Source organism: Roseivirga pacifica (assembly GCF_900111145.1).
Taxonomy (GTDB): Bacteria; Bacteroidota; Bacteroidia; order Cytophagales; family Cyclobacteriaceae; genus Roseivirga; species Roseivirga pacifica.
On the sequence record NZ_FOIR01000002.1, the window covers coordinates 362,003 to 381,653 of the forward strand.

Annotated in this window: 17 protein-coding genes; 7 read left to right on the top strand and 10 right to left on the bottom strand. The window is 42.0% G+C overall.

Annotated features, from left to right (window positions below; translation table 11 throughout):
• Positions 1 to 62: 62 nt before the first annotated feature.
• Together BMW98_RS10460 and BMW98_RS10465 are read right to left on the bottom strand one after the other, a co-directional pair.
• Positions 63 to 1,361, bottom strand: a complete 1,299-nt coding sequence (locus tag BMW98_RS10460) for a Gfo/Idh/MocA family protein (protein ID WP_090258532.1) — start codon at positions 1,359 to 1,361, stop codon at positions 63 to 65.
• A gap of 26 nt (positions 1,362 to 1,387) precedes the next feature.
• Positions 1,388 to 2,329: a formylglycine-generating enzyme family protein gene (locus BMW98_RS10465; RefSeq protein WP_090258533.1), complete on the bottom strand. Its 942-nt coding sequence runs from the start codon at positions 2,327 to 2,329 to the stop codon at positions 1,388 to 1,390.
• A 205-nt stretch (positions 2,330 to 2,534) separates the two neighbouring features.
• Here BMW98_RS10465 and BMW98_RS10470 point away from each other — a divergent pair, with 205 nt between their 5' ends.
• Positions 2,535 to 3,671 carry a PQQ-dependent sugar dehydrogenase gene (locus BMW98_RS10470; RefSeq protein ID WP_090258534.1) on the top strand — a complete coding sequence of 379 codons (1,137 nt, stop codon included), beginning with the start codon at positions 2,535 to 2,537 and terminating at the stop codon, positions 3,669 to 3,671.
• Positions 3,672 to 3,677: 6 nt separating this feature from the next.
• On the opposite strand, the gene BMW98_RS10475 is transcribed toward BMW98_RS10470, so the two are convergent.
• From BMW98_RS10475 to BMW98_RS10500, 6 genes are all read right to left on the bottom strand, one after another.
• The gene (locus tag BMW98_RS10475) at positions 3,678 to 4,325 is read right to left on the bottom strand and encodes a hypothetical protein (RefSeq protein WP_090258535.1); all 648 of its coding nucleotides are present in this window, start codon (positions 4,323 to 4,325) and stop codon (positions 3,678 to 3,680) included.
• A 31-nt stretch (positions 4,326 to 4,356) separates the two neighbouring features.
• Positions 4,357 to 5,181 (bottom strand): ABC transporter permease, encoded by an 825-nt coding sequence (locus tag BMW98_RS10480; RefSeq protein ID WP_090258536.1) that lies wholly within the window; start codon positions 5,179 to 5,181, stop codon positions 4,357 to 4,359.
• On the bottom strand, positions 5,178 to 6,026 hold the full coding sequence (locus BMW98_RS10485; RefSeq protein ID WP_090258537.1) for an ABC transporter ATP-binding protein: 849 nt from the start codon (positions 6,024 to 6,026) through the stop codon (positions 5,178 to 5,180). The genes BMW98_RS10480 and BMW98_RS10485 overlap by 4 nt, the downstream gene beginning before the upstream one ends.
• Entirely contained in the window at positions 6,023 to 6,535 is a 513-nt protein-coding gene (locus tag BMW98_RS10490) for a hypothetical protein (RefSeq protein ID WP_222843632.1), read from the bottom strand. The genes BMW98_RS10485 and BMW98_RS10490 overlap by 4 nt, the downstream gene beginning before the upstream one ends.
• 99 nt (positions 6,536 to 6,634) lie before the next feature.
• Positions 6,635 to 8,527 carry a DUF4114 domain-containing protein gene (locus BMW98_RS10495; RefSeq protein ID WP_090258539.1) on the bottom strand — a complete coding sequence of 631 codons (1,893 nt, stop codon included), beginning with the start codon at positions 8,525 to 8,527 and terminating at the stop codon, positions 6,635 to 6,637.
• Between the two features lie 113 nt (positions 8,528 to 8,640).
• Positions 8,641 to 10,848, bottom strand: a complete 2,208-nt coding sequence (locus BMW98_RS10500) for a DUF5916 domain-containing protein (RefSeq protein WP_090258540.1) — start codon at positions 10,846 to 10,848, stop codon at positions 8,641 to 8,643.
• A gap of 236 nt (positions 10,849 to 11,084) precedes the next feature.
• Between BMW98_RS10500 and BMW98_RS10505 the strand changes: the two genes are divergently transcribed.
• Together BMW98_RS10505 and BMW98_RS10510 are read left to right on the top strand one after the other, a co-directional pair.
• Positions 11,085 to 12,146, top strand: a complete 1,062-nt coding sequence (locus tag BMW98_RS10505; RefSeq protein WP_090258541.1) for a sensor histidine kinase — start codon at positions 11,085 to 11,087, stop codon at positions 12,144 to 12,146.
• Between the two features lie 3 nt (positions 12,147 to 12,149).
• Positions 12,150 to 12,878 carry a LytR/AlgR family response regulator transcription factor gene (locus BMW98_RS10510; protein WP_090258542.1) on the top strand — a complete coding sequence of 243 codons (729 nt, stop codon included), beginning with the start codon at positions 12,150 to 12,152 and terminating at the stop codon, positions 12,876 to 12,878.
• A 55-nt stretch (positions 12,879 to 12,933) separates the two neighbouring features.
• On the opposite strand, the gene BMW98_RS10515 is transcribed toward BMW98_RS10510, so the two are convergent.
• Both BMW98_RS10515 and BMW98_RS10520 read right to left on the bottom strand, forming a co-directional pair.
• On the bottom strand, positions 12,934 to 13,779 hold the full coding sequence (locus tag BMW98_RS10515; protein ID WP_090258543.1) for a DUF2911 domain-containing protein: 846 nt from the start codon (positions 13,777 to 13,779) through the stop codon (positions 12,934 to 12,936).
• A 117-nt stretch (positions 13,780 to 13,896) separates the two neighbouring features.
• Positions 13,897 to 14,430, bottom strand: a complete 534-nt coding sequence (locus BMW98_RS10520) for a DUF2911 domain-containing protein (RefSeq protein WP_090258544.1) — start codon at positions 14,428 to 14,430, stop codon at positions 13,897 to 13,899.
• Between the two features lie 67 nt (positions 14,431 to 14,497).
• Between BMW98_RS10520 and BMW98_RS10525 the strand changes: the two genes are divergently transcribed.
• From BMW98_RS10525 to katG, 4 genes are all read left to right on the top strand, one after another.
• Positions 14,498 to 15,094 (top strand): DNA-3-methyladenine glycosylase, encoded by a 597-nt coding sequence (locus BMW98_RS10525; protein ID WP_090258545.1) that lies wholly within the window; start codon positions 14,498 to 14,500, stop codon positions 15,092 to 15,094.
• Positions 15,076 to 16,011: a 2-hydroxyacid dehydrogenase gene (locus tag BMW98_RS10530; protein WP_090258546.1), complete on the top strand. Its 936-nt coding sequence runs from the start codon at positions 15,076 to 15,078 to the stop codon at positions 16,009 to 16,011. The genes BMW98_RS10525 and BMW98_RS10530 overlap by 19 nt, the downstream gene beginning before the upstream one ends.
• A 165-nt stretch (positions 16,012 to 16,176) precedes the next feature.
• On the top strand, positions 16,177 to 17,157 hold the full coding sequence (locus tag BMW98_RS10535) for a Kelch repeat-containing protein (protein WP_162844747.1): 981 nt from the start codon (positions 16,177 to 16,179) through the stop codon (positions 17,155 to 17,157).
• A gap of 170 nt (positions 17,158 to 17,327) precedes the next feature.
• Positions 17,328 to 19,589, top strand: a complete 2,262-nt coding sequence (katG, locus tag BMW98_RS10540; protein WP_090258548.1) for a catalase/peroxidase HPI — start codon at positions 17,328 to 17,330, stop codon at positions 19,587 to 19,589.
• Positions 19,590 to 19,651: the final 62 nt, after the last annotated feature.

The window sequence follows — 19,651 nt, forward strand, 5'->3', positions numbered from 1 at the left end:
GAAAAGAGGAAGATGAAATTTGACATTGGTGCGAGACCAATGTCAAACAAAAAAAGTTAGGCCTAAACCTTGGTTACGCCAGGTGTTGGAATTGGGTAGTTACCGTTAGCGTCAGGAGTGGTCGGTGGAGTATCATTCCAAGTCAATTCATCTGGCATTAATTGCTGGTCTGCATTTAGCGCCTGGTCCCACGTAATTACCTGACCGGTATAAGTAGCCATTCTTCCCATAATAGCTGTGAGCGTGCTTTTAGCACCATATTCTGCATTGCTAATTACTTCTCCATTACGAATAGAGGCAAAGAGTCTATCGTGCTCTACTTGGTACGGATTAACGTATTCTTTGTCGTATTTGAATGTTATTTTGCCTCCCAGGTCCTTCATCTCTCCTGGTCCCGTATTTATCGAGCCTTTTGTACCCTGCAATACTTCGTTTACACGAGACATGGTACCCGGCTGGTGGCGACATTGACTCGCAATAACGGCACCGCTGGCATAAGTGAACTCCACAAAGTGATGGTCGAAAATCTCTCCATGGTCTTTGCCATTTCTAACTTGTCGTCCGCCCATACCTTGTGCAGAAACTGGGTAATCGCCAATAAACCAGTTGGCTACGTCTATGTTGTGAATGTGTTGTTCCAATATATGATCTCCGCATAACCAATTGAAATAGTACCAGTTGCGCATTTGATATTCAAGTTCAGATTGCCCGGCTTGACGGGCTCTTACCCAAACGCCAGCACTATTCCAATACACTTGGCCAGAGGTAATTTGACCAATGTCTCCGTTCTTTACTTTATCATATAGTGCCAAATATTTGTCTTCATAATGGCGCTGCAAACCAACCACCACATTGAGCTTTTTCTCCTTTGCAATTTTTGCGGAAGCCAATACTTTTCTAACACCATAAGCATCTGTAGCCACTGGCTTTTCCATAAACACATGCTTGTCGTTAGCAATGGCATATTCAAAATGAGTAGGACGGAAGCCAGGCGGAGTTGCAAGGATCACCACATCAGCCTGATCGATGGCATGACGGTAACCGTCAAGTCCTACATAACGGTTTTTCTCAGGTACATTAATTGTCTTTTCACCATCGAAATGCTCTTGTATCGCACCAAGGCTGCCTTCAAGTCTATCTCCAAAGGCATCGGCCATAGCCACAAGTTCTACATCGGCATCGGCAGTAAGTGCTTGTACCGCTGCACCAGTTCCTCGGCCACCACAGCCAACGAGGGCTAATTTCAGTTTATCAGAGCCACCCACAAACATTTTGCCTTGCATAGTAGCAGGTAGTGTTAGAAGCCCTCCAGTAGTTAATGCGGCACTTTTACAAAAGTCTCTTCTAGATCGGTTTTTCATAGTTTTCGGTTTAATTCCATAGTTGATTAATATCCCCAATATTGTTTTTGCTCTTCGGCTGAAGGTGTTTTGAGCGGCCGTACAACGCGAAAGCCCACAAATGGAGCATCGGTGTGCCACCATTTGCTTTTAGGGATTTGAGGATCTCTTTTTTTCCACGACTTATTCGAAGCCATTCGGGCCGAACTGCGCAGTGCATCGGGTTCATCTTTCCACGATCCGCCACGTACTACACGTGGGTATGTCTTATCCGGTACCACAAATGGATCGATTGAATCTTCTGAATTGTATGGGGCGAACTTATCTAAAGTCCATTCGGCCACATTACCGTGCATATCGTGCAAGCCCCATGGGTTGGCTTGCTTTGAACCCACAAGCTGGTAAGCTTCACTGCTATTTCTTTTTGACCAACCATATTGGTCTAAATCACTGCTTTCATTTCCAAAAGAATAAGCTGTGTTGGTGCCGGCTTTGGCTGCATATTCCCATTCTGCTTCGGTGGGCAAACGGTAGAAGTTGCCTGTCATGGCAGAAAGCCATTCGCAGAATCTTGAGGCGGAAAGTTGCGTCATGCCGGTGGCGGGATAGCCATCTGTGCCCATGCCAAAGCTCATGTCTACATATGGGGTAGTAGCACCAGAAATGGCATCAACCCTAATCTTCACTTCTGTTCCTGCCACTTGTTGAGGTTGCTCCGCATCAATATTTCTTTCCATATATAGCCTGAAAAGATTCCATGTGGTTTCGTGTTTGGCCATCCAAAAAGAAGAAACGGTAACCTCGTGCGTGGGCTGTTCATCTTCGGAATGATTGCTACCCATCTGAAAAGATCCACCTTCTAGTGCCAGCATGGCTATGGTTAAGTCCGTTCCGGGAATCTGTTCTGTGTAGTCTTCAAATTGGCTTTGCGAAGCTGAAAAAGGACTAAAAATGAGTAATAAGGTCAATAAAGAGGCTAAATATTTCATTACTAAAAATCATTCATGTGAATGTAATTTTTAAAATAGCGAAAGATTCTAATTGATGATAGACGAACTAGCTAAATCTGTCTATCGGTAGGTGAGTGTCGATGGAAATCTTTCTTTCGTCCATAGCACAGGCTACTCCATGGGTTTTCTACAATTCAAAAACCAAAGTGTGGATTCGGTTCGTTAATATTACAAACTGGTTATTATGCTTAAGAATATGATGCTCCTGTTTTCCATTTGTTTGCTTATAGCTTGTTCTACTGGACCAAGCGACAATGTAGTTGACCCGATTGCCGACCCCATAGCCGCTTCAAAAGTGAAGGCTGAATTAGTTACTGACGGTTTACAGAACCCATGGGGCATGGTTTTTCTGCCCGAAGGAAAAATTCTTGTGACAGAAAAGAATGGCAAGATAGTATTGATAGAAAACGGCACCATTACAAATGATAATGTGGCTGGAGGGCCAGAAAGCAAATCGCAAGGGCAAGGCGGTTTATTGGATATTGAGCTCCACCCGGATTTTGCGACTAACAACTGGGTTTATTTTACCTATGCCAGCGATAAAGGCGAAGGTAATGGTGCAATGACCGCATTAAGCAGAGCACAATGGAACGGCAACGCATTTGAAAATCATGAAGTACTTTACAAAGGTTCACCAAATACAGGCGCAGGGCAGCATTTTGGTAGCCGCATAGCTTTCGATGCGCAAAACCATGTCTACTTTTCTATTGGCGACCGTGGTAACCGCGACAATAACCCGCAAGATATTACGAGAGACGGTGGAAAGATTTACCGTTTGAATGATGATGGTTCTATTCCTACAGACAACCCATTTGTTGGCCAGAATGGGGCCAAAGAAGCCGTTTATTCGTACGGACATAGAAATCCTCAGGGCTTGGCAACGAACCCCGCAACAGGCGATATCTGGTCACATGAGCATGGGCCGCAAGGGGGCGATGAAGTAAACCTGATAAAATCAGGGGCGAACTATGGCTGGCCGGTAATTACATACGGTGTGAACTACGGTGGATCTGAAATTACAGATGAAACCTCCCGCCCCGGAATGGAACAGCCTATTACTTATTGGGTACCTTCAATTGCGCCATGTGGTATGGCCTTCGTTCAGAATTCAGTTTATGAAGGCTGGGAAAACAACATCATCGTTGGTTCTCTAAAATTCAGCTATTTGGTGCGTTTGGTAATTGAAGATAACAAGGTGGTAAAGGAAGAGAAGATTGCCGAAGATATTGGTCGGGTGCGTAATGTGGAAATGAGCCCTGATGGCCATTTATATGTTGGAGTAGAAGGGAAGGGGCTTTATAAATTGGTGGTAGAAGAGTAATCTTTATTACAGCCAATCTAGTTGCAGCAGCACTTTTCCCGTCTTGTTTCCGTCTTCTCGCATTGCTGATCGATTAATGTCTGTATCACGTCCCATAAAGTTGAGCGGTATCTTTATCTTCTCAACTTCGAATGCAGCTTCAACAAAGCTTGGAAAAGGATTTGAGCCTTCATATTTAAATTGAAGGGCATAAGAACCATCCTTCTTAGTGGTAATGTCTGCTTGCGTTATTTGGCTTTTACTTGTGTTTACCACCAGCGTCATAATCGCAAAAGTAGCCTTATCATCATTCGGAATAATATTGAAGGTTTTAAGGGTTTCACCAGCCACTTCTTCAGTACCTCTTTCTACCGCAATAAAATCATGATCGAAGAGGTTGTTCCATGAAAAATCCAGCCCACGTTTTGGTATAAAAGCGAAGTTATCTGACGTAAACTGGACTGGCTGGCCTTTTTCATAGCGGATTTCACCGTACTTCTCAGGCATATTGATAAAGCTAATATCGAGGTTTAGCGTAGCCTTAGCAGAAGCTGTTTCTACTGCATCTAGCTTTTGCTTTACTGCTAGCAACTCTTTGGGGATTTGCTGACCATAGCTATTGTGCTTTAAGACAAAACATAGCATAACCACCAATACAACTTTAAACAACCTCATTCAACTCACTTATAAGACTTAATACTTCTTACTATCCCACATCCTTCTTTACAAAACGCCAAACGCCTACAGTAGCAATCAGCAACGCATAAAAGATTAACAAACCACCGTTATGCCAAACGTACGGCCAGGGCACTTCAAAGTAGAAAAAATACTGCCAAGTATCTGTTACTTTCGAATAGAACCAATAATTCATAAAGCCCAAGTCCATTTTCACCAGCAGCCCATTTATTATTAGTACAAAGGCACAAATGATCCATGTAACGGTTTGATCTTTAAAGAAGACGGCTAGTGTAATGCTAAGAAAGCTATAACAGATCATCAGTAAGGTTCCCAGCAAAAAGGCCCAAACAATTCGGTTAAAGGCTTCTCCTGATTCAAAAAAGTTAAGGCCGTTTAAATAGGTGATCAGGTCTCCGGTACCGAAAAAGCTATAAGCTGATAGGCTGGCCGTAGTGAATAAGAGTGCTACCACTAAAAGGGTAAACACCAAAGCCACTCCATATTTAGCCAAGATAAAGTTCCGCTTGTTCACCGACTGCAACAGTACAGTCTGAATGGTTTTGTCCTTATACTCGCTTGTAAGTAAACCGGAAACAATAATCATTACGATTAAAGGCAGGTTGAACCACAGTGAATTGAGTACGATATACAATACCAAATGGCCATTGAGTAGCGAACCACTCATAATAAAGTTATCCGTGAGGTTTTCTAATAAAACATCCAGTATTTCAGTGCCTTGTGCCCAAGCACCAATCATAATTAGTAATTCAATTACTAAAATTGCAGCCAGGCCATAGTAAGTTCTTTTTTGGCTGAAAAGCTTCACCAATTCTGTCTGTAGTATCGCAATCATACTTGGGCGTAAAGCTCGTTTAAATTGGTTTCAGGCTGCACTTCCAAAATTTCTACACCTTCGTTCACCAATTGTTGAATGAGTGCGGAAACATCGTTTCTAGCTACTGTAACCCATGCTGTGTTACTGGTGATTGTTGCCTTGAGTGTCTTGAGTGTTTCAGACTGAGACAGGTTTATTCCTAGAATTCGATACTGAAAAGCAGCCTTAGAAAGGATTTCTTGAGTGCTTCCGGAAGAGGTTATCTCGCCATTTTGCATGAGATACAAATTCTGGCACACCTTGCTTAGCTCTTCCAACTGATGCGAAGAGACTAAAACCGAGAGATTCCTTTCTTTGGCCAATCTAATAATTAGCTCGCGCAGCTTTTGCATGCCTAAAGGGTCGAGTCCAAGAAAGGGTTCATCTAAAATCAGTGCATCTGGGTTGTTCAATAGGGCCGTGGCGATTCCCAAACGCTGCTTCATACCCAATGAGAAATTGCGTACTGGATCGTGCCTATTGGTGGGTAGACCTACCAACGTCAGTTGCTCATTAACCTGATCCTTACTAAGCTTAAGCCCTTGCATTTTTGCCAAAACTTGTAGGTTCTTATGTGCCGATAGGTATTCGTACAAAGCCGGATTTTCAATAATTGCCCCAATCTTTTTCTGCTTATCTGATGTAATGCTAAAGCTACCAGAATCGGGTGTTATAAGACCCGTTAGAATTTTAAAGAGTGTGGTTTTCCCAGCACCATTCGGGCCGAGAATACCACTAATTTCTCCCTTAGCAATATTAAAGGATACCTTGTGGAGCGCACGTACGTTGCCATAAGATTTTGACAGCGAATCGGCTTTTATCATCGTACCTCCATCTGGGTTGAAAGTTCTTGATAGTTGAACTTAGGTTCGTAATGTTTTTCCAGAAATGTTCTTCTCCAAAAGTATTTTTTAAAGGGAAACCAAGGGTCTTGGATCATGAAATCGGGAATGTAATGGTACCATTTGTAACCCTTCTTTTTAAAGTGAGCGCGTGTTTGTTCTTCGTAACCAAGTTCTTTGGCCGCTGTTTCTACAGCTATGCGTTGGCATTTAGAGCCAATATATTGGTTGATTATTCGCTCTTTAAAACCATACTCGTAAAGTTGATCTTTTGCGCGTTTATAGTTTTGAAAGCGAGACCAAGCATCTGCCGATACCAGAAAAATGTGCACAAATGAGAACAGAAAATAACCTGTCCATATAGCAATGAGCAGGTTATTCTCGGCCCTAATAGCCCTTTCTAAAGGCAACCAGTATAAATACGATTCAAGAACAAACAACAGGGTAGCACCGTGCAAAAGCCTGCCACATATGAGGTACGAGTACCACATAGCAGGTTGTTTTGGGAGTGCATGTTGCGTCATAATTAAGAATTAGCATTTTAATCTATGAATATTTAGGCAATTCCGCACCCCGAAAGCGGCAATCATTTAGCGTATTTGTAAATAGGCTGTCTTTTTAAATGCTTCACTAGGTGTAGATGTTACTTGGAAAATAGCATCGTTAAAATCTTTGTCTCCTCCAGGGATTAAAATGTCTTCAAAACAAACTACAAAGGCATCACACGACTGGTCATAGAAGATCAGGTTTTGTTGAAGTCCGTTTTGATTAAACGTCCAGTCTGAATACTGAGTATAGTAACCATCGGTTAACTCATGTCTCCAACCGTATGATACCAGGTAGAATCCAAATACTGTTCCGGCAGGGAAGGTGCCCAATACTTCTACCGTATTACCCGGCTCAAGTCCACCGCCAGAACCAACTGCACTTGCATTTGGGAAGATGATCGTTTTGTCCAAGTCGTCAACACTGGCTGGTGGATTGTTTACATTGTAGGTATAGTACCCCAATGTATTTCTAAAGCCGGCTCCTTCATGTAAAAATGTTATCTCTACCTGAGCCTCTTGTTCCAAAAGGAAACTAGAATTAGGGTTTTGGAAATATTCTGGTGTGTTAATAATCGCATTCTGACCTTCTGGTAATGCTTTTGTTAAAACATTCTGAATAACATCTGGGCAATATTCATTGTTTTTCATTCCAATTGGCGTACCCCATCTGTCGTATGGCAAAACGGTTTTGTATTGGTCCTGCTCTTCATACTTTAATACATGGAATCCGCCCAAACCTTTTGCAACGAAAACATAGCCATCTTGTGCAGTAACAAAGTTTACGGAAGCTGGCTTTTCAGGCAAATCCCACTGGAATAATGGCGAAATTACATTGGTCTGCTCGGCATCTTCAAGCAAGGCAATGCTCAAGCCATCTTCTCCATTGGCCAGAAAGATAAACTCTTCGTCAACATATAATGCGTTGGTATTTCCTTTAGGCAGCAGGCTTGGGTCTGTCGTTTTTAATACTGAACCTGTTACAATGTCAATACTCTGAACTCCATTGCTGGCAGAAGTATAATACAATTCGTTAGGCAAAAATGGAGAGAACTGAAGCTCATACTTTCCATCGTGCGGTAGGTCAACAGTTTGGTGAGCACTTACGCCTTGCTCAATAAACTGAACATCGTCTGTCAATTCATTCTGAATTTTAATAGTACTCACATCACTCACTGCCAAAGAAGCAAAGTAATCTATGCCCTGAACATTGTTACCAGCAATACCCTTGGCTCCATAAAATTCGTCTACAGAAATATCTCTTAAGTTGGTCTTATTTACTCTAAATACACCTCCGTTGCTTTTTCCTGCACTTACATAAACATGTTCCAGGGTACAGAAAATGCCATTTGCCGAAGCACTTGTTGCACCGTTTAGTGCCTTGCTCAAATTGATTCTTGAAGAGCTGATAAGCGTACTATTGGCAGTGAATTGCAGCTTGTATAATGCAGCACCAATTTTGTTACTCGAACCGGCAATCCAAATGGTACCTTCTTCATAAGGATCTACCGTTACAGCATTAATATCGGCATGCTCGAAAGGGATAAAGCCCAAAGAGCTTGGGTTATCAGGATCGCTTAGGTTGATTAATTCAAGTGCGCCTAAGTGCACATTACCACGTTTATGGTAGGTTACATAGGCTATATTATTGTGAAGACTAATAGATGAAGCACTTAGGGTTTCTCCATTAAGTTCCAATGGCGCTACTTCTGCAATATGAGTCCAGTAATATTCATCCTCAACATTTAAATCATTCTCGGTTAAGGCATTAACCTGAGTGGCCTGATTGACAATATTAACATGGTCTACAGACGAAAAGGATTTTGATAATTCTACTACATCAACACCATTCTCTTCCAAAATTGGTTCGATATCAGACTGCTTGCATGATGCCCCAACAAATAGAAGGAGCAAAATGAATTTCACTGTTTTTTTCATAATGCTTCGATTTAAGAGGTGTTGTTGCCCACTAAACTATAGTGCATTACGCCCAAAACTGGCCAGATTCGATAACTGGTGCCATACCTTCGATGAATGGAACCGCTGTTCGATTAAAGATTTAGCCAATAAGTAACTTTAAACACCAATTGGCGATTTTTTATATCAAAACCATCGGTTGAATAATTATCGGTATAAACCACAAAGAAGTCGCTCATTGGCAAGTATCTCCATTGAAAGCGCGAAAAGAAGTTATAGTTCTCCGATTGTGAATTGTATTGTACGGCAGTTGTCCAGAACATTCTATTAGAGAAACTGATTTCCGCATTCACCCTGAGTAGATGTAGGTTGACTTCTCCATAATCGCCCTCGAGCTCCACTTTGTTGTAATCGTAGTTGATACCGAGCGTTCCCCAAGGCTGAGCTCTAAAGTTTACTCCACTAGAAATGCCGAGCCTGGTGCCGTTAAAGAAATTACCATAGCGAACTACCCAATCGGTGCTAACCACTTTTCTTCTATCTGTATTAAAGTACATCCAGTTGTCTGTAAAGCGATAATTGCCAACCGGTAGGGGATTATCGCTACCAATAAGGTTGGTGGGAACCGAAAGGTTAACCTCTTTGTATAGCCTATTGAACCTAAGTTCGGCAGTGTTTTTAAAGATGAAGTCATAGCCAATGCCATGGTTTCGTTCGCCCAAGCTACCATCGGGATTTAACCACAGCTGATGCCAAGTGCGAATACCATGTTGGTTGAGTAAGCTCTTTTCATTTTCGGGTATAAACCTGTACAACATCCATGGATTAATGCGGGTATAGCCCTGCCTTTCGGTTTCTTCCGTTACTGCATCGTAATGATATAACCTCGGGTTAAAGCCTATTTCGGTAATGTAGTTTTCCCCAACTACGTCCACCGTCCAGCCCGATCGGAATTTTCTACTGATGTATTGGCCATCAAAACCATAATAAAGGTTGTCGTTAAGTTGTTCATCAGTTTCAGCGGCATGCAAACGCACGGTATTATTCCATTTGCCCGAAGGTGCTACATAGTTAAACTCAATACCACCGTTGCGTGCATAGTCGTCTGCAGAGGCTGAGCGGTTCATACCAATCACCTTGATTACCGAGCGTTCGAATACTTTTTGATGTGCAGCAACCACCGCATAATTATTAGAAGGCTCATCTTCAAAAGCAGCTGTTTGCATGTTCATGGCGCCAATTCTGAGGTTGGGGGTGAGGTTACCGGTTAATCGCGCACCATACTTTATGGGTACTTGTTGCCCATCGATCAAACCTATTTTGCGTGAAAAGAAAGGTTGTATTTGCCAACTCCCGAAGTTTGAGAAGATATCTCCGTTCTCAAGAAAGAAATTCCTACGCTCTGGAAAGAAAATACTGAAACGAGATAGGTTGGTAACTTGCTGATCTACATCTACATTAGAAAAATCAGGGTTGATGGTCAGGTCTAAGTTAAGTGAACCGGTAAGGGCAATCTTAGCATCAAGGCCAGCGTCTATAGACTGTTGGTAGTTGGTATTTCCGTTTTCATCTTCGAAGTCGCGTTGTGTGCCACCCGCTAGGTATGGAATAAGTGCTACCTTTCCAGATGCCTTTTTAGGGTTTTCTACCCATTCCATAGTGCCCATATAATTGAAATCTATGGCAGGGAAAGTTAGCGGAAAGGAGGTCCAAGTATCGTAAGTGTACCGCTCCATATCGGCACGAATAAAATTGACTCCCCACTCGCTAATATTGGTGTTATAGCGTAGGGTTTTGAATGGAATGGCCATTTCCACTACCCAATGGTCGCTGTACTGTTTGGTTTCAGAATACCATTTATTATCCCAGTTCTGGTCGAAAGTAGATTGGCCGCCCTCTACACTAGTAAGTGCTTCAATTTGTGCCCCACCAGCATTAACACCAAACATGAAACCATTCTGCTTATTGTTAAAAGGGTCCAATACAAAGGTGAAACTGTCGCTGTTCCAGTGATCCTCAGAATTGTCGCGCCTTAGCGATTGAATGATCCGCTGACCGTTATCGTAGAGTTTGGCCATTACATACACAAACTCATCATCAAAAAGGGCCACAACTTCGGTTTTAGCCGCTGCTTGTCCACTATCTTTTGGCCAGTGGTTCATCAGTTGGGGAATTAACTCGCCCTGTTGCCATATGGCATCATCAATCTCACCATCTATTGATGGAGGTGACTCGGTTCGTTTTAGTCTGTAGCGATAAGCTTGACGGGTGGTTTGGTTTTGTTGTGCTAATAGGCCAGTACAGCCCATTAGCACAAGGGTTGTAATTAAGTAACGCATCATTGAGTTTTTGACTTTGGATGCACACTTTTACTTATGTAATCGCTTACTGGTTTCGGGCAAAAACGCTTTTTAGACCAAGGATGGCGCTATTCAGACGAATTACTCAGAAGCCGAATTTTCGAGTTTAGTCGGGTTAAAAAAGTAGTTTGTCGGTTATTTAATTACGTTAGTCCAAGAAGCTGAATATCTGAAACTTATTAGATAGTTTTGGTGTCCTGTTTGTTCGATGAAATAATATGCCAAAGATCAATTTCGAGAAATTACTATTCCATACCCCGAGAGTTTTGTGGCACATACTGTTTTGGGTCATTTACATTTCCTTCTTTGCCATTGTTTATGGTTCATTCGAAGAGAATTATGGTAAGTTTTTCCTTATTCAATTAACGGATGCTTTGGTACAAGTGCCAGCAGTTTATATAGCCCTCTATGTGCTCATGCCTAAGTATCTCTTTAAGGAGAAATTCGGGCAGTTTTTTGTCTACTTGGTGCTGCTTATATTACTGTTTTCAATGTTGGCATGGTTTGAATATTTATACATTCAGCATCCAATTTTCTGGCCGCAAGACAGTTTTCAAAGTCCGTTAATCAATGTGGGCAAAATACTGAAATACACTACCAAAATTTACCCTGTTGTGGTATTGGCAGTGGTAGCCAAATGGTTTAAGTATTGGTACATAGAGCAAAAGCGCACCCAGCAATTGGCCGAAGATAAGCTTGAGGCTGAATTGAAATTTTTAAAGGCGCAGGTACATCCGCACTTTCTTTTTAACACATTGAACAACCTGTATGCGCTTACACTAAAGCAAAGTAAAGAAGCGCCAGAAATGGTGCTTAAACTTTCAGAACTTTTGAATTACATGCTGTACGAATGCAATGCCGACAAAGTGCAGCTTAAGAAGGAATTGGAGCTAGTGCAAGACTATATAGCGCTTGAGAAAGTACGCTATGGTGACCGGCTAAATGTAAACTTTAATGTGCAAGGCAATACTGCGAGTATTGAGCTTTCTCCTCTGTTGATCTTGCCTTTTGTTGAGAATGCCTTTAAGCATGGGGTTAGCGAAGAGTTGGATGAGTCTTGGGTGTCCATTGAGCTTGAACTAAAAGAGAAAAGCCTAACCTTAAAGGTGGAAAACAGTAAGAGTAATAATGGGAATCATGAAGATCGGTTTGCTTACAAGCAGGGCATAGGGCTGAAAAATGTGAAGCGAAGGCTAGAGCTGCTCTATCCTGAAAAGCATGACCTAAACATCCTAGACTCTTCCGATTCTTATTTGGTGGTATTAAAACTATTCTTCTAAACCATGAGTGTAAAGTGCCTAATTGTAGATGATGAGCCTTTGGCAAGAGAGGTAATTGCCTCGTATATCGAAAGGGTAGAAGGCCTACAACTAGTGGCCGAAGTGGATAATGCGGTGAAAGCTTTCGATTGGCTTAAGAAGGAAAGTATCGACTTGATCTTTCTAGATATTCAAATGCCTAAGCTTAATGGGATTGAATTTTTAAAGGCCATGCACCATACGCCAAAAGTGATTTTTACAACGGCTTATCGCGAGTATGCCATTGAAAGCTATGAGCTTGATGTGGTCGATTACTTGCTCAAACCGGTATCGTTTCCTCGCTTTTTAATGGCCGTTAACAAAATGATGAATGGCCAACATGAAGACGCTACAGAAGAGTTGCAATCGGACGAATTACGAACGGATCACCCTTATATCTTCCTTAAAGCAGACCGCAAAATGGTTAAAATCTACCTTAAGGATATTCTGTATATAGAAAGCTTGAAGGATTATGTGCGTATAAAACTCCCTGAAAAGGAAGTGATCTCACTTCAGAAGATCAGTTATTTAGAACAGAAACTGCCCGAAGATTGCTTTATGCGTATCCACCGCTCATTCATTGTGCCTATTAAGAAGATAGAAGCCTTTTCGAACAATGCCATTGAAATAGGCGGGCACGAACTACCCATAGGCCGAAACTATAAAGAGCAGATTTTGGCTGTGCTCAATAGCGATACTTCTATTTTGGATTAGGGAAGGGATAAAAAAAGTTGGGCTGAAATCATTCAACCCAACTTGTAATATTGTATTACTTCAAATCAGCAATTAGCTTCTCGTTTAATCTTACATAATCAGGGTTTCCACCCTCTTTTGCAAGATTCATCGATTCTGTAGCTGCTTTTTTGGCTTCTGCATTTTTTCCTAATCTGGCCAAAAGTTTTGCTTGTAAGTGTACCACCCAGTATTGCTTCTGTGGGCTTGCGGCAATGGCTTTGTTTACCCATTCCAACGCTTGCTTAGCATCTCTATCGGTATCGTAGTAATAACCTGCCGCCTGAAAGTACACACCAGGATTTTCTGGAGTAGCATCAATTACCTGTGCCTTAATATCGGCCATTACTTTACTATCCACTTCACTTTCAATTTTGAACATGGCTTTGGTATGTTCCCACTTCATGTTCAGGTTAGCAGAGTTAGCGGTAAAGTCAGAAAAGCTAATGGTAAATGTTTCGTAGTGGCTGCTAGGGTGCTTTACCGGCACATCGAAACGAAGCACATCATGGCTTGGCTCATAACCAATGGCGCCCCACCAGTCTAATTTGCTACTCAAAATAATGGTAGCAGTTTCTTCTGTAAATTGGGTGTAAAGCGCATAAGTGCCTGCTTCTACAGGGTTTCCGTTCAGCTTTACATCATCGCTAAAAGTAATTTGTGTTGAAGCATTTGCACCCGTTCTCCATACTTCATTATAAGGGATTAGGTTTCCGGCAACTGCTCTACCACGAGCACTTGGCCTAGAGTAAACTACTTTTACTTCTGCCATGCCAATTGTTCCTTTTAGTTCGAAGGTTGGGCTGGCTGGTGGCATTTTAATTTGAGCCATTGCACCTACAGTTACAAAAAGGGCAATAAGCATTAAGGTGATTTTTTTCATATCTCTCTGTCGTTTAATTTCATTAAAAAAGGACGCCACAATATCTGATTTTGTTAGCTATGCCGGAGCATATTTTTTCAGAAATCGTAACGTCCTCTTTGTGCTAGGCACCAAAAATTAGTTGGTTACTTCAATCGGGAATTTTACCGATACATTGCCCCAAGCTAATTCAATCTTGGCCTCGTTCTTGGTGTTTTTATTAAAGTCGGTCATTTCAATGCTAAAAGTTTCAACCTTCTTATCAGTAGTGGTTGCTTTAGCACTAAAACGAACTACATCTTGAGACTCATCGTATTGAGTACCCCAGCTTTTCGCCTTGTTAATAATGATTGTCCACTCATCGCCACCAGGAATAGTGTACAAAGAGTATTCGCCTGCGGCAAGTTCCTTACCACCCAATTTCACAGGTTTGTCAAAGTTGATTTTGGTGTTTTCATTTGCACCGGTTCTCCATACTTTGCCATTAGGAGCAAGGGTAGCCAAGTCTCTACCATCGAGGCTCGGTCTAGAGTAAACTAGCTCCATTTCGGTATTACCAACCATTTGTTTAATGGTTACTTTTGGACTAGCGGCTGGGCCACGTTGTGCAAATGCAAATTGTGCGGTAAAAAATAGAGCAAGTGTCAAAATAGAAGTCAGTATTCTTTTCATCGGAATATTTGATTTTGGTTCAGTTGATATTAACTATTTAAGCTAATGAAAGTTGCCTAAAAAACGAATGAAACTCAAATCTGACTTTTATTTACAAAGCAATGTCGTATTAATTGCCAAAGCCCTGCTGGGTAAAACACTCTGTACTACTGTAGATGGCGTTTTAACTAGTGGCAAGATTACCGAGGTAGAAGCGTATAGCGGAACAAATGATAAGGCTTGCCATGCAAACAACGGGTTGCGCACTAAAAGAACAGAGGTAATGTATGCCCAGGGTGGAAAAGCCTATGTGTACTTGTGCTATGGAATACACCATTTGTTTAATGTGGTTACCAATGTGCATGACACCGCAGATGCCGTTTTGGTTAGGGCAATAGAACCAATTGATGGCCTGGAAACAATGCAAAAACGCAGAAGGAAGATTGAAATAAATAAAACACTTACAGCTGGACCGGGAGCGCTTTCCCAAGCTCTTGGTATTCAATACCAGCAGCATTATGGCGCTGACCTACAGGGAGATGAAATATGGATTGAAGATGCCCCTGTTTTGACTGAGTCAGAAATTGTAACTTCCACCCGAATAGGCGTGGCCTACGCGGAAGAAGATGCACTAAAACCTTGGCGGTTTTATATAAAAGACAACAAATGGATAAGCAAAAAATAGATATTCTAATAGCGACAAAAGCTTGGCAACCTGAACCTTGGGTAGAAGGACTGAAAGATTATGAGTTTGTAAACAAAGTACACGTGTGGCCAACAAATGCCGACTTAAGCAATGTTGAGGCGCTATTCGTTTGGAAACCACTAGATGCAGGGGTAGTGGAAAAATTACCGAACTTAAAATGGGTAAGCTCCCTAGGTGCTGGCGTAGACCACTTGGTGGGCGATGAACAGATCCCGGCTGCTATTCCCATAACCAGAATAGTGGATCCTTATCTTACCCGCGACATGACCAACTACTGCATAATGGGGGTAATGTTACATCAAAGGAGCTTTTTCCAGCACCAGGCTAATCAACAGCAAAAGGTATGGGATAGAATTGCTTACCAAAACCTGAAGGTTGGCGTAATGGGCTTAGGCGCGTTGGGTGGTCATTTAGCAGAACACCTCGTAGCATTGGGCTTTGAGGTAAGTGGTTTTAGTCGAACGCAAAAGCAAATAGCAGGTGTGAAGTGCTACGCGCAGCAAGACTTTGAAACCTTTCTTTCTGTACCCGATGTGGTTGTTAACCTTTTGCCTGTGACACCACAAACAGAGAATATTCTAAACAAGGAAACCATGCTTAAGATGAAGCAAGGTGCGTACCTCATTAATGTAGCGCGCGGTAACCATTTAGTTGAAGAAGATTTGATAAAAGTATTGAATTCCAACCATTTATCAGGAGGACTATTAGATGTATTTAGACAAGAGCCTCTTCCAAAAAAACATCCATTCTGGAACCATCCAAAAATTACACTTACACCACATGTAGCAAGTGTAACTACGCCAGCATCGGCCCTAAAACTGTTGAAATCCAATATTGAAAGATTGATAAACAGGGAGCAATTACAGCACGTAATTGATCGAAGTGCAGGGTATTGATTTATGGTTTTGGAATGTAAAAGAAGTAGCTAAGCAGGTCTATGTCTTCATCATAAATCTGCTTGGTTATTCTGAGTATTACTGTAATTACTGGCACTTTTATTGATGCAATCTGGTCAGGTTTTAACAATATTTCTTACCTTAAAAATACTAAAACACAAGACCATGAAAACACTCCTTACCTCCTTATTAATCTTTAGTTGTACCCTCACTTTTGCACAGAAAAAGGTAAAATTTGACAAGGTAAAACCGCTTCCCAATGCCGGTTTTTCTTTTGCTTATACCCAAACAGAAAACGATGTATATGTAATAGGTGGGGTTCAGGGCTATCAAAGGTTCAGTTCTATCATACATGTTTATGAGTCAAAAAGGGACACTTGGTTATCTGGAGAGCTTACGGAGTTACCCGATATTTTAGCACCATCAGCCACCTATATGGAAGATTATAAGGGAATTATCATTGCGGGTGGCACTCGTTTAAACGGTTCGAATGAAATGCTGGAAGACACCATTAGAATGCTCGATGTAGAGACATTTAATGTAAAACCTTTGGGTAGGTTACCGCAATCGGCGAAACGCATGGGGATTGCCCATTCAGAAAACCAGGTTTTCTTCTTTGGTGGTTCTACGAAGCAAAGCAGGCTATCAATCAATAATTTTATTTTTAGTGATAAGCTCTTTAGCTATAACCTCGATAAAGGAACCATTGAAGCACTGCCAAGCATGCCCAATGCCATGGAAACGCAGGGTGGAGTAATAGATGGCAACCTTTATGTATTTGGTGGTTATGATGAGCGCCCGCTGGCTGACATCTATCAATACAATATTGCTGACAAGACATGGAAAACGCTCAGACCATTAGAATCAGGAATTTCGGCTTATGCATTGGCGCAATACGAGCACTACTTTATTCTGGTGGGTGATTATCATGATGGTGATAAACTAATTGTTTACAATACACAAACTCAAACGGCCCGCTACTTCACTACTAACTTCAGAGGAAGGCATTTGGGTGCTTCCGTTATAGGTACTGATCTACACGTATATGGAGGCGTAATGGCCAGTCCTAGGGCTTCGGGCGGATACATGAACCCAGAACACTTCAAAATATCAGTTAAGCAACTAATAGAAGGAGAGGAGTGGTGATTCTATGTTGTTATAGAGTGAAAAAGCCTACTAATTGGTTATTGTTTTTATTAATAAAGACTATCTTCTTATCAATTTGATTAATATTTCTTCCAGCTTCACTTTTGCAGAAAAAACGAATGATGAAGAAAAGAACGTTGAAGATTTCACTATTAATCACCTCCTGCTTAATGGTAGGGTTACTAACGCTTTCTTCTTTCTATGCCAGAAAGAGTAAACCGGAAAATACTGAAGAAGGAGCCAGTTGCCCGCTCGGATTCGATAAAATGTTCGGATCGAAAAAAGAGGCGGATGCAAAAAGGCAAGCCAAGCGAAATAACGAATGGTGGCCAAATTCACTGGACCTAACCGTATTGCGTAAAAACGCCATGTTATCAAACCCTCTTGGCGAAGAATTCAATTACCAGCAAGAGTTTGAAAAACTCGATTATTTCGCTCTGAAAGAGGATATCAAAACTTTGATGACTGACTCACAAGACTGGTGGCCAGCCGACTTTGGTAGTTATGTTGGGCTATTCATCCGCATGTCGTGGCACAGTGCCGGTACATACAGGTCAGGAGATGGTAGAGGCGGAACCAGAGAAGGAAAGCAGCGTTTTGCACCTCAAAACAGTTGGCCAGACAATGCCAATTTAGATAAGGCAAGAAGACTGCTTTGGCCGATTAAACAAAAGTATGGACAAGCCATTTCATGGGCCGACTTATTCATATTAACAGGCAATGTAGCTTTAGAGTCGGCAGGCTTTGAAACGCTTGGTTTTGCTGGTGGCAGAGAAGATACTTGGGAGCCACAAACCGATGTGTATTGGGGTTCTGAAGACACATGGCTTGGTAATGATGAGCGCTGGGAAAATGAAACATTGGAAAGACCCCTTGCGGCTGTTCAACTAGGTTTGATCTATGTAAATCCGCAAGGCCCGAATGGCAACCCTGATCCTGTGGCATCGGCAAAAAACATTCGAATCTCTTTTGGTAGAATGGGAATGGACGATGAGGAAACTGTTGCTCTAATTGCCGGTGGTCATACACTAGGTAAAGCGCACGGCAAAACGGGCGAACATCATTTGGGGCCATCGCCCGAAGGTGCGAGCATTGAAAACATGGGCCTTGGCTGGATGAGCGATCATGGAACAGGTAAAGGTGCAGATGCAACAACTTCTGGATTGGAAGTAACTTGGACTGAAACACCTACGCAGTGGAGTCAAGGGTATTTTAAATCGCTATTCGAAAACGACTGGGAACTAGTAAAAAGCCCTGGAGGAGCTTGGCAATATGAAGCGGTAAATCCTAAAAAGATGTATCCCGATGCTTTTGATCCCAACAAAAAACACAAGCCAACTATGTTTGTAACTGATGTGGCTTTAATTAAAGACCCTGCTTATGAGAAGATATCTCGCAGGTTCTATGAGAACCCTGAAGAATTCAACAAAGCATTTGCAAGGGCGTGGTTCAAATTGACTCACAGAGACATGGGACCAAAGTCTACCTATTTAGGTCCAGAAATTCCATCGCAAGACTTTGTTTGGCAAGACCCACTTTCTGAGGCAGACTATAGAGTAATCAATACCAGAGATATCGACCAGCTGAAATCTCGTATTGCCAAGTCAGGCTTAACAGTAGATGAATTGGTTACCACGGCTTGGGCATCCGCTGCTACTTACAGACATTCAGACAGAAGGGGCGGGGCTAATGGAGCCAGAATCCGTTTGGAGCCTCAGGTGAATTGGGAGTCGAATAATCCAAAACAGTTACGCAAGGTTTTAGCTTATTACGAACAACTAAAGGCGGATTTTGATACCGAAAATAAAAAGGTTTCCATTGCCGATTTGATTGTACTTGGTGGAAACGTAGGAGTTGAAAAAGCGGCAAGCAAAGCTGGGCTTGATGTAAAAGTACCATTCACTCCGGGTAGAGTAGATGCAACACAAGGGCAAACCGATATTGAAGGCATGGCACTTCTCGAGCCTATGGCCGATGGTTTTAGAAACTACCAAAAGACTGCTTATACCTTAACTACCGAAGAACTATTAATTGACAAAGCTCAGTTATTGACACTCTCTGCACCTGAAATGACTGTTTTGGTTGGTGGAATGCGCGCTATGGGCGCCAACTTCGATGGATCTGACCTTGGTGTACTTACTGATAATAGAGGTGCTTTAACCAACGATTACTTCAGCAACCTGTTGAGCATGGAATATGCTTGGAGAGCAGCGGATGAGGATAGATACATCTTTAACGGTTTCAAAAGAGGAACCGATGAGCAAGTGTGGACAGCCACAAGAGCTGACCTCATCTTTGGGTCGAATTCTGAGCTTAGGGCTTTGGCAGAAGTGTATGCCAGCGATGACGCAAAAGAACGATTTGTAAACGACTTCATCGCGGCTTGGCATAAGGTAATGAATCTTGACAGGTTTGATGTTAAGGAGTTCTAAACCTTAAAACTTACCCAAAGTATTAGGGACAATTTTAGAATGAGGCTGTCTCAAAAGCTAAA

What these genes read in the sequence shown, in the direction of transcription:
- BMW98_RS10460 (WP_090258532.1), bottom strand. Translation starts at nt 1,361, where the DNA reads ATGAAAAACCGATCTAGAAGAGACTTTTGTAAAAGTGCCGCATTAACT.
- BMW98_RS10465 (WP_090258533.1), bottom strand. Translation starts at nt 2,329, where the DNA reads ATGAAATATTTAGCCTCTTTATTGACCTTATTACTCATTTTTAGTCCT.
- BMW98_RS10470 (WP_090258534.1), top strand. Translation starts at nt 2,535, where the DNA reads ATGCTTAAGAATATGATGCTCCTGTTTTCCATTTGTTTGCTTATAGCT.
- BMW98_RS10475 (WP_090258535.1), bottom strand. Translation starts at nt 4,325, where the DNA reads ATGAGGTTGTTTAAAGTTGTATTGGTGGTTATGCTATGTTTTGTCTTA.
- BMW98_RS10480 (WP_090258536.1), bottom strand. Translation starts at nt 5,181, where the DNA reads ATGATTGCGATACTACAGACAGAATTGGTGAAGCTTTTCAGCCAAAAA.
- BMW98_RS10485 (WP_090258537.1), bottom strand. Translation starts at nt 6,026, where the DNA reads ATGATAAAAGCCGATTCGCTGTCAAAATCTTATGGCAACGTACGTGCG.
- BMW98_RS10490 (WP_222843632.1), bottom strand. Translation starts at nt 6,535, where the DNA reads ATGTGGTACTCGTACCTCATATGTGGCAGGCTTTTGCACGGTGCTACC.
- BMW98_RS10495 (WP_090258539.1), bottom strand. Translation starts at nt 8,527, where the DNA reads ATGAAAAAAACAGTGAAATTCATTTTGCTCCTTCTATTTGTTGGGGCA.
- BMW98_RS10500 (WP_090258540.1), bottom strand. Translation starts at nt 10,848, where the DNA reads ATGATGCGTTACTTAATTACAACCCTTGTGCTAATGGGCTGTACTGGC.
- BMW98_RS10505 (WP_090258541.1), top strand. Translation starts at nt 11,085, where the DNA reads ATGCCAAAGATCAATTTCGAGAAATTACTATTCCATACCCCGAGAGTT.
- BMW98_RS10510 (WP_090258542.1), top strand. Translation starts at nt 12,150, where the DNA reads ATGAGTGTAAAGTGCCTAATTGTAGATGATGAGCCTTTGGCAAGAGAG.
- BMW98_RS10515 (WP_090258543.1), bottom strand. Translation starts at nt 13,779, where the DNA reads ATGAAAAAAATCACCTTAATGCTTATTGCCCTTTTTGTAACTGTAGGT.
- BMW98_RS10520 (WP_090258544.1), bottom strand. Translation starts at nt 14,430, where the DNA reads ATGAAAAGAATACTGACTTCTATTTTGACACTTGCTCTATTTTTTACC.
- BMW98_RS10525 (WP_090258545.1), top strand. Translation starts at nt 14,498, where the DNA reads ATGAAACTCAAATCTGACTTTTATTTACAAAGCAATGTCGTATTAATT.
- BMW98_RS10530 (WP_090258546.1), top strand. Translation starts at nt 15,076, where the DNA reads ATGGATAAGCAAAAAATAGATATTCTAATAGCGACAAAAGCTTGGCAA.
- BMW98_RS10535 (WP_162844747.1), top strand. Translation starts at nt 16,177, where the DNA reads ATGAAAACACTCCTTACCTCCTTATTAATCTTTAGTTGTACCCTCACT.
- katG (WP_090258548.1), top strand. Translation starts at nt 17,328, where the DNA reads ATGGTAGGGTTACTAACGCTTTCTTCTTTCTATGCCAGAAAGAGTAAA.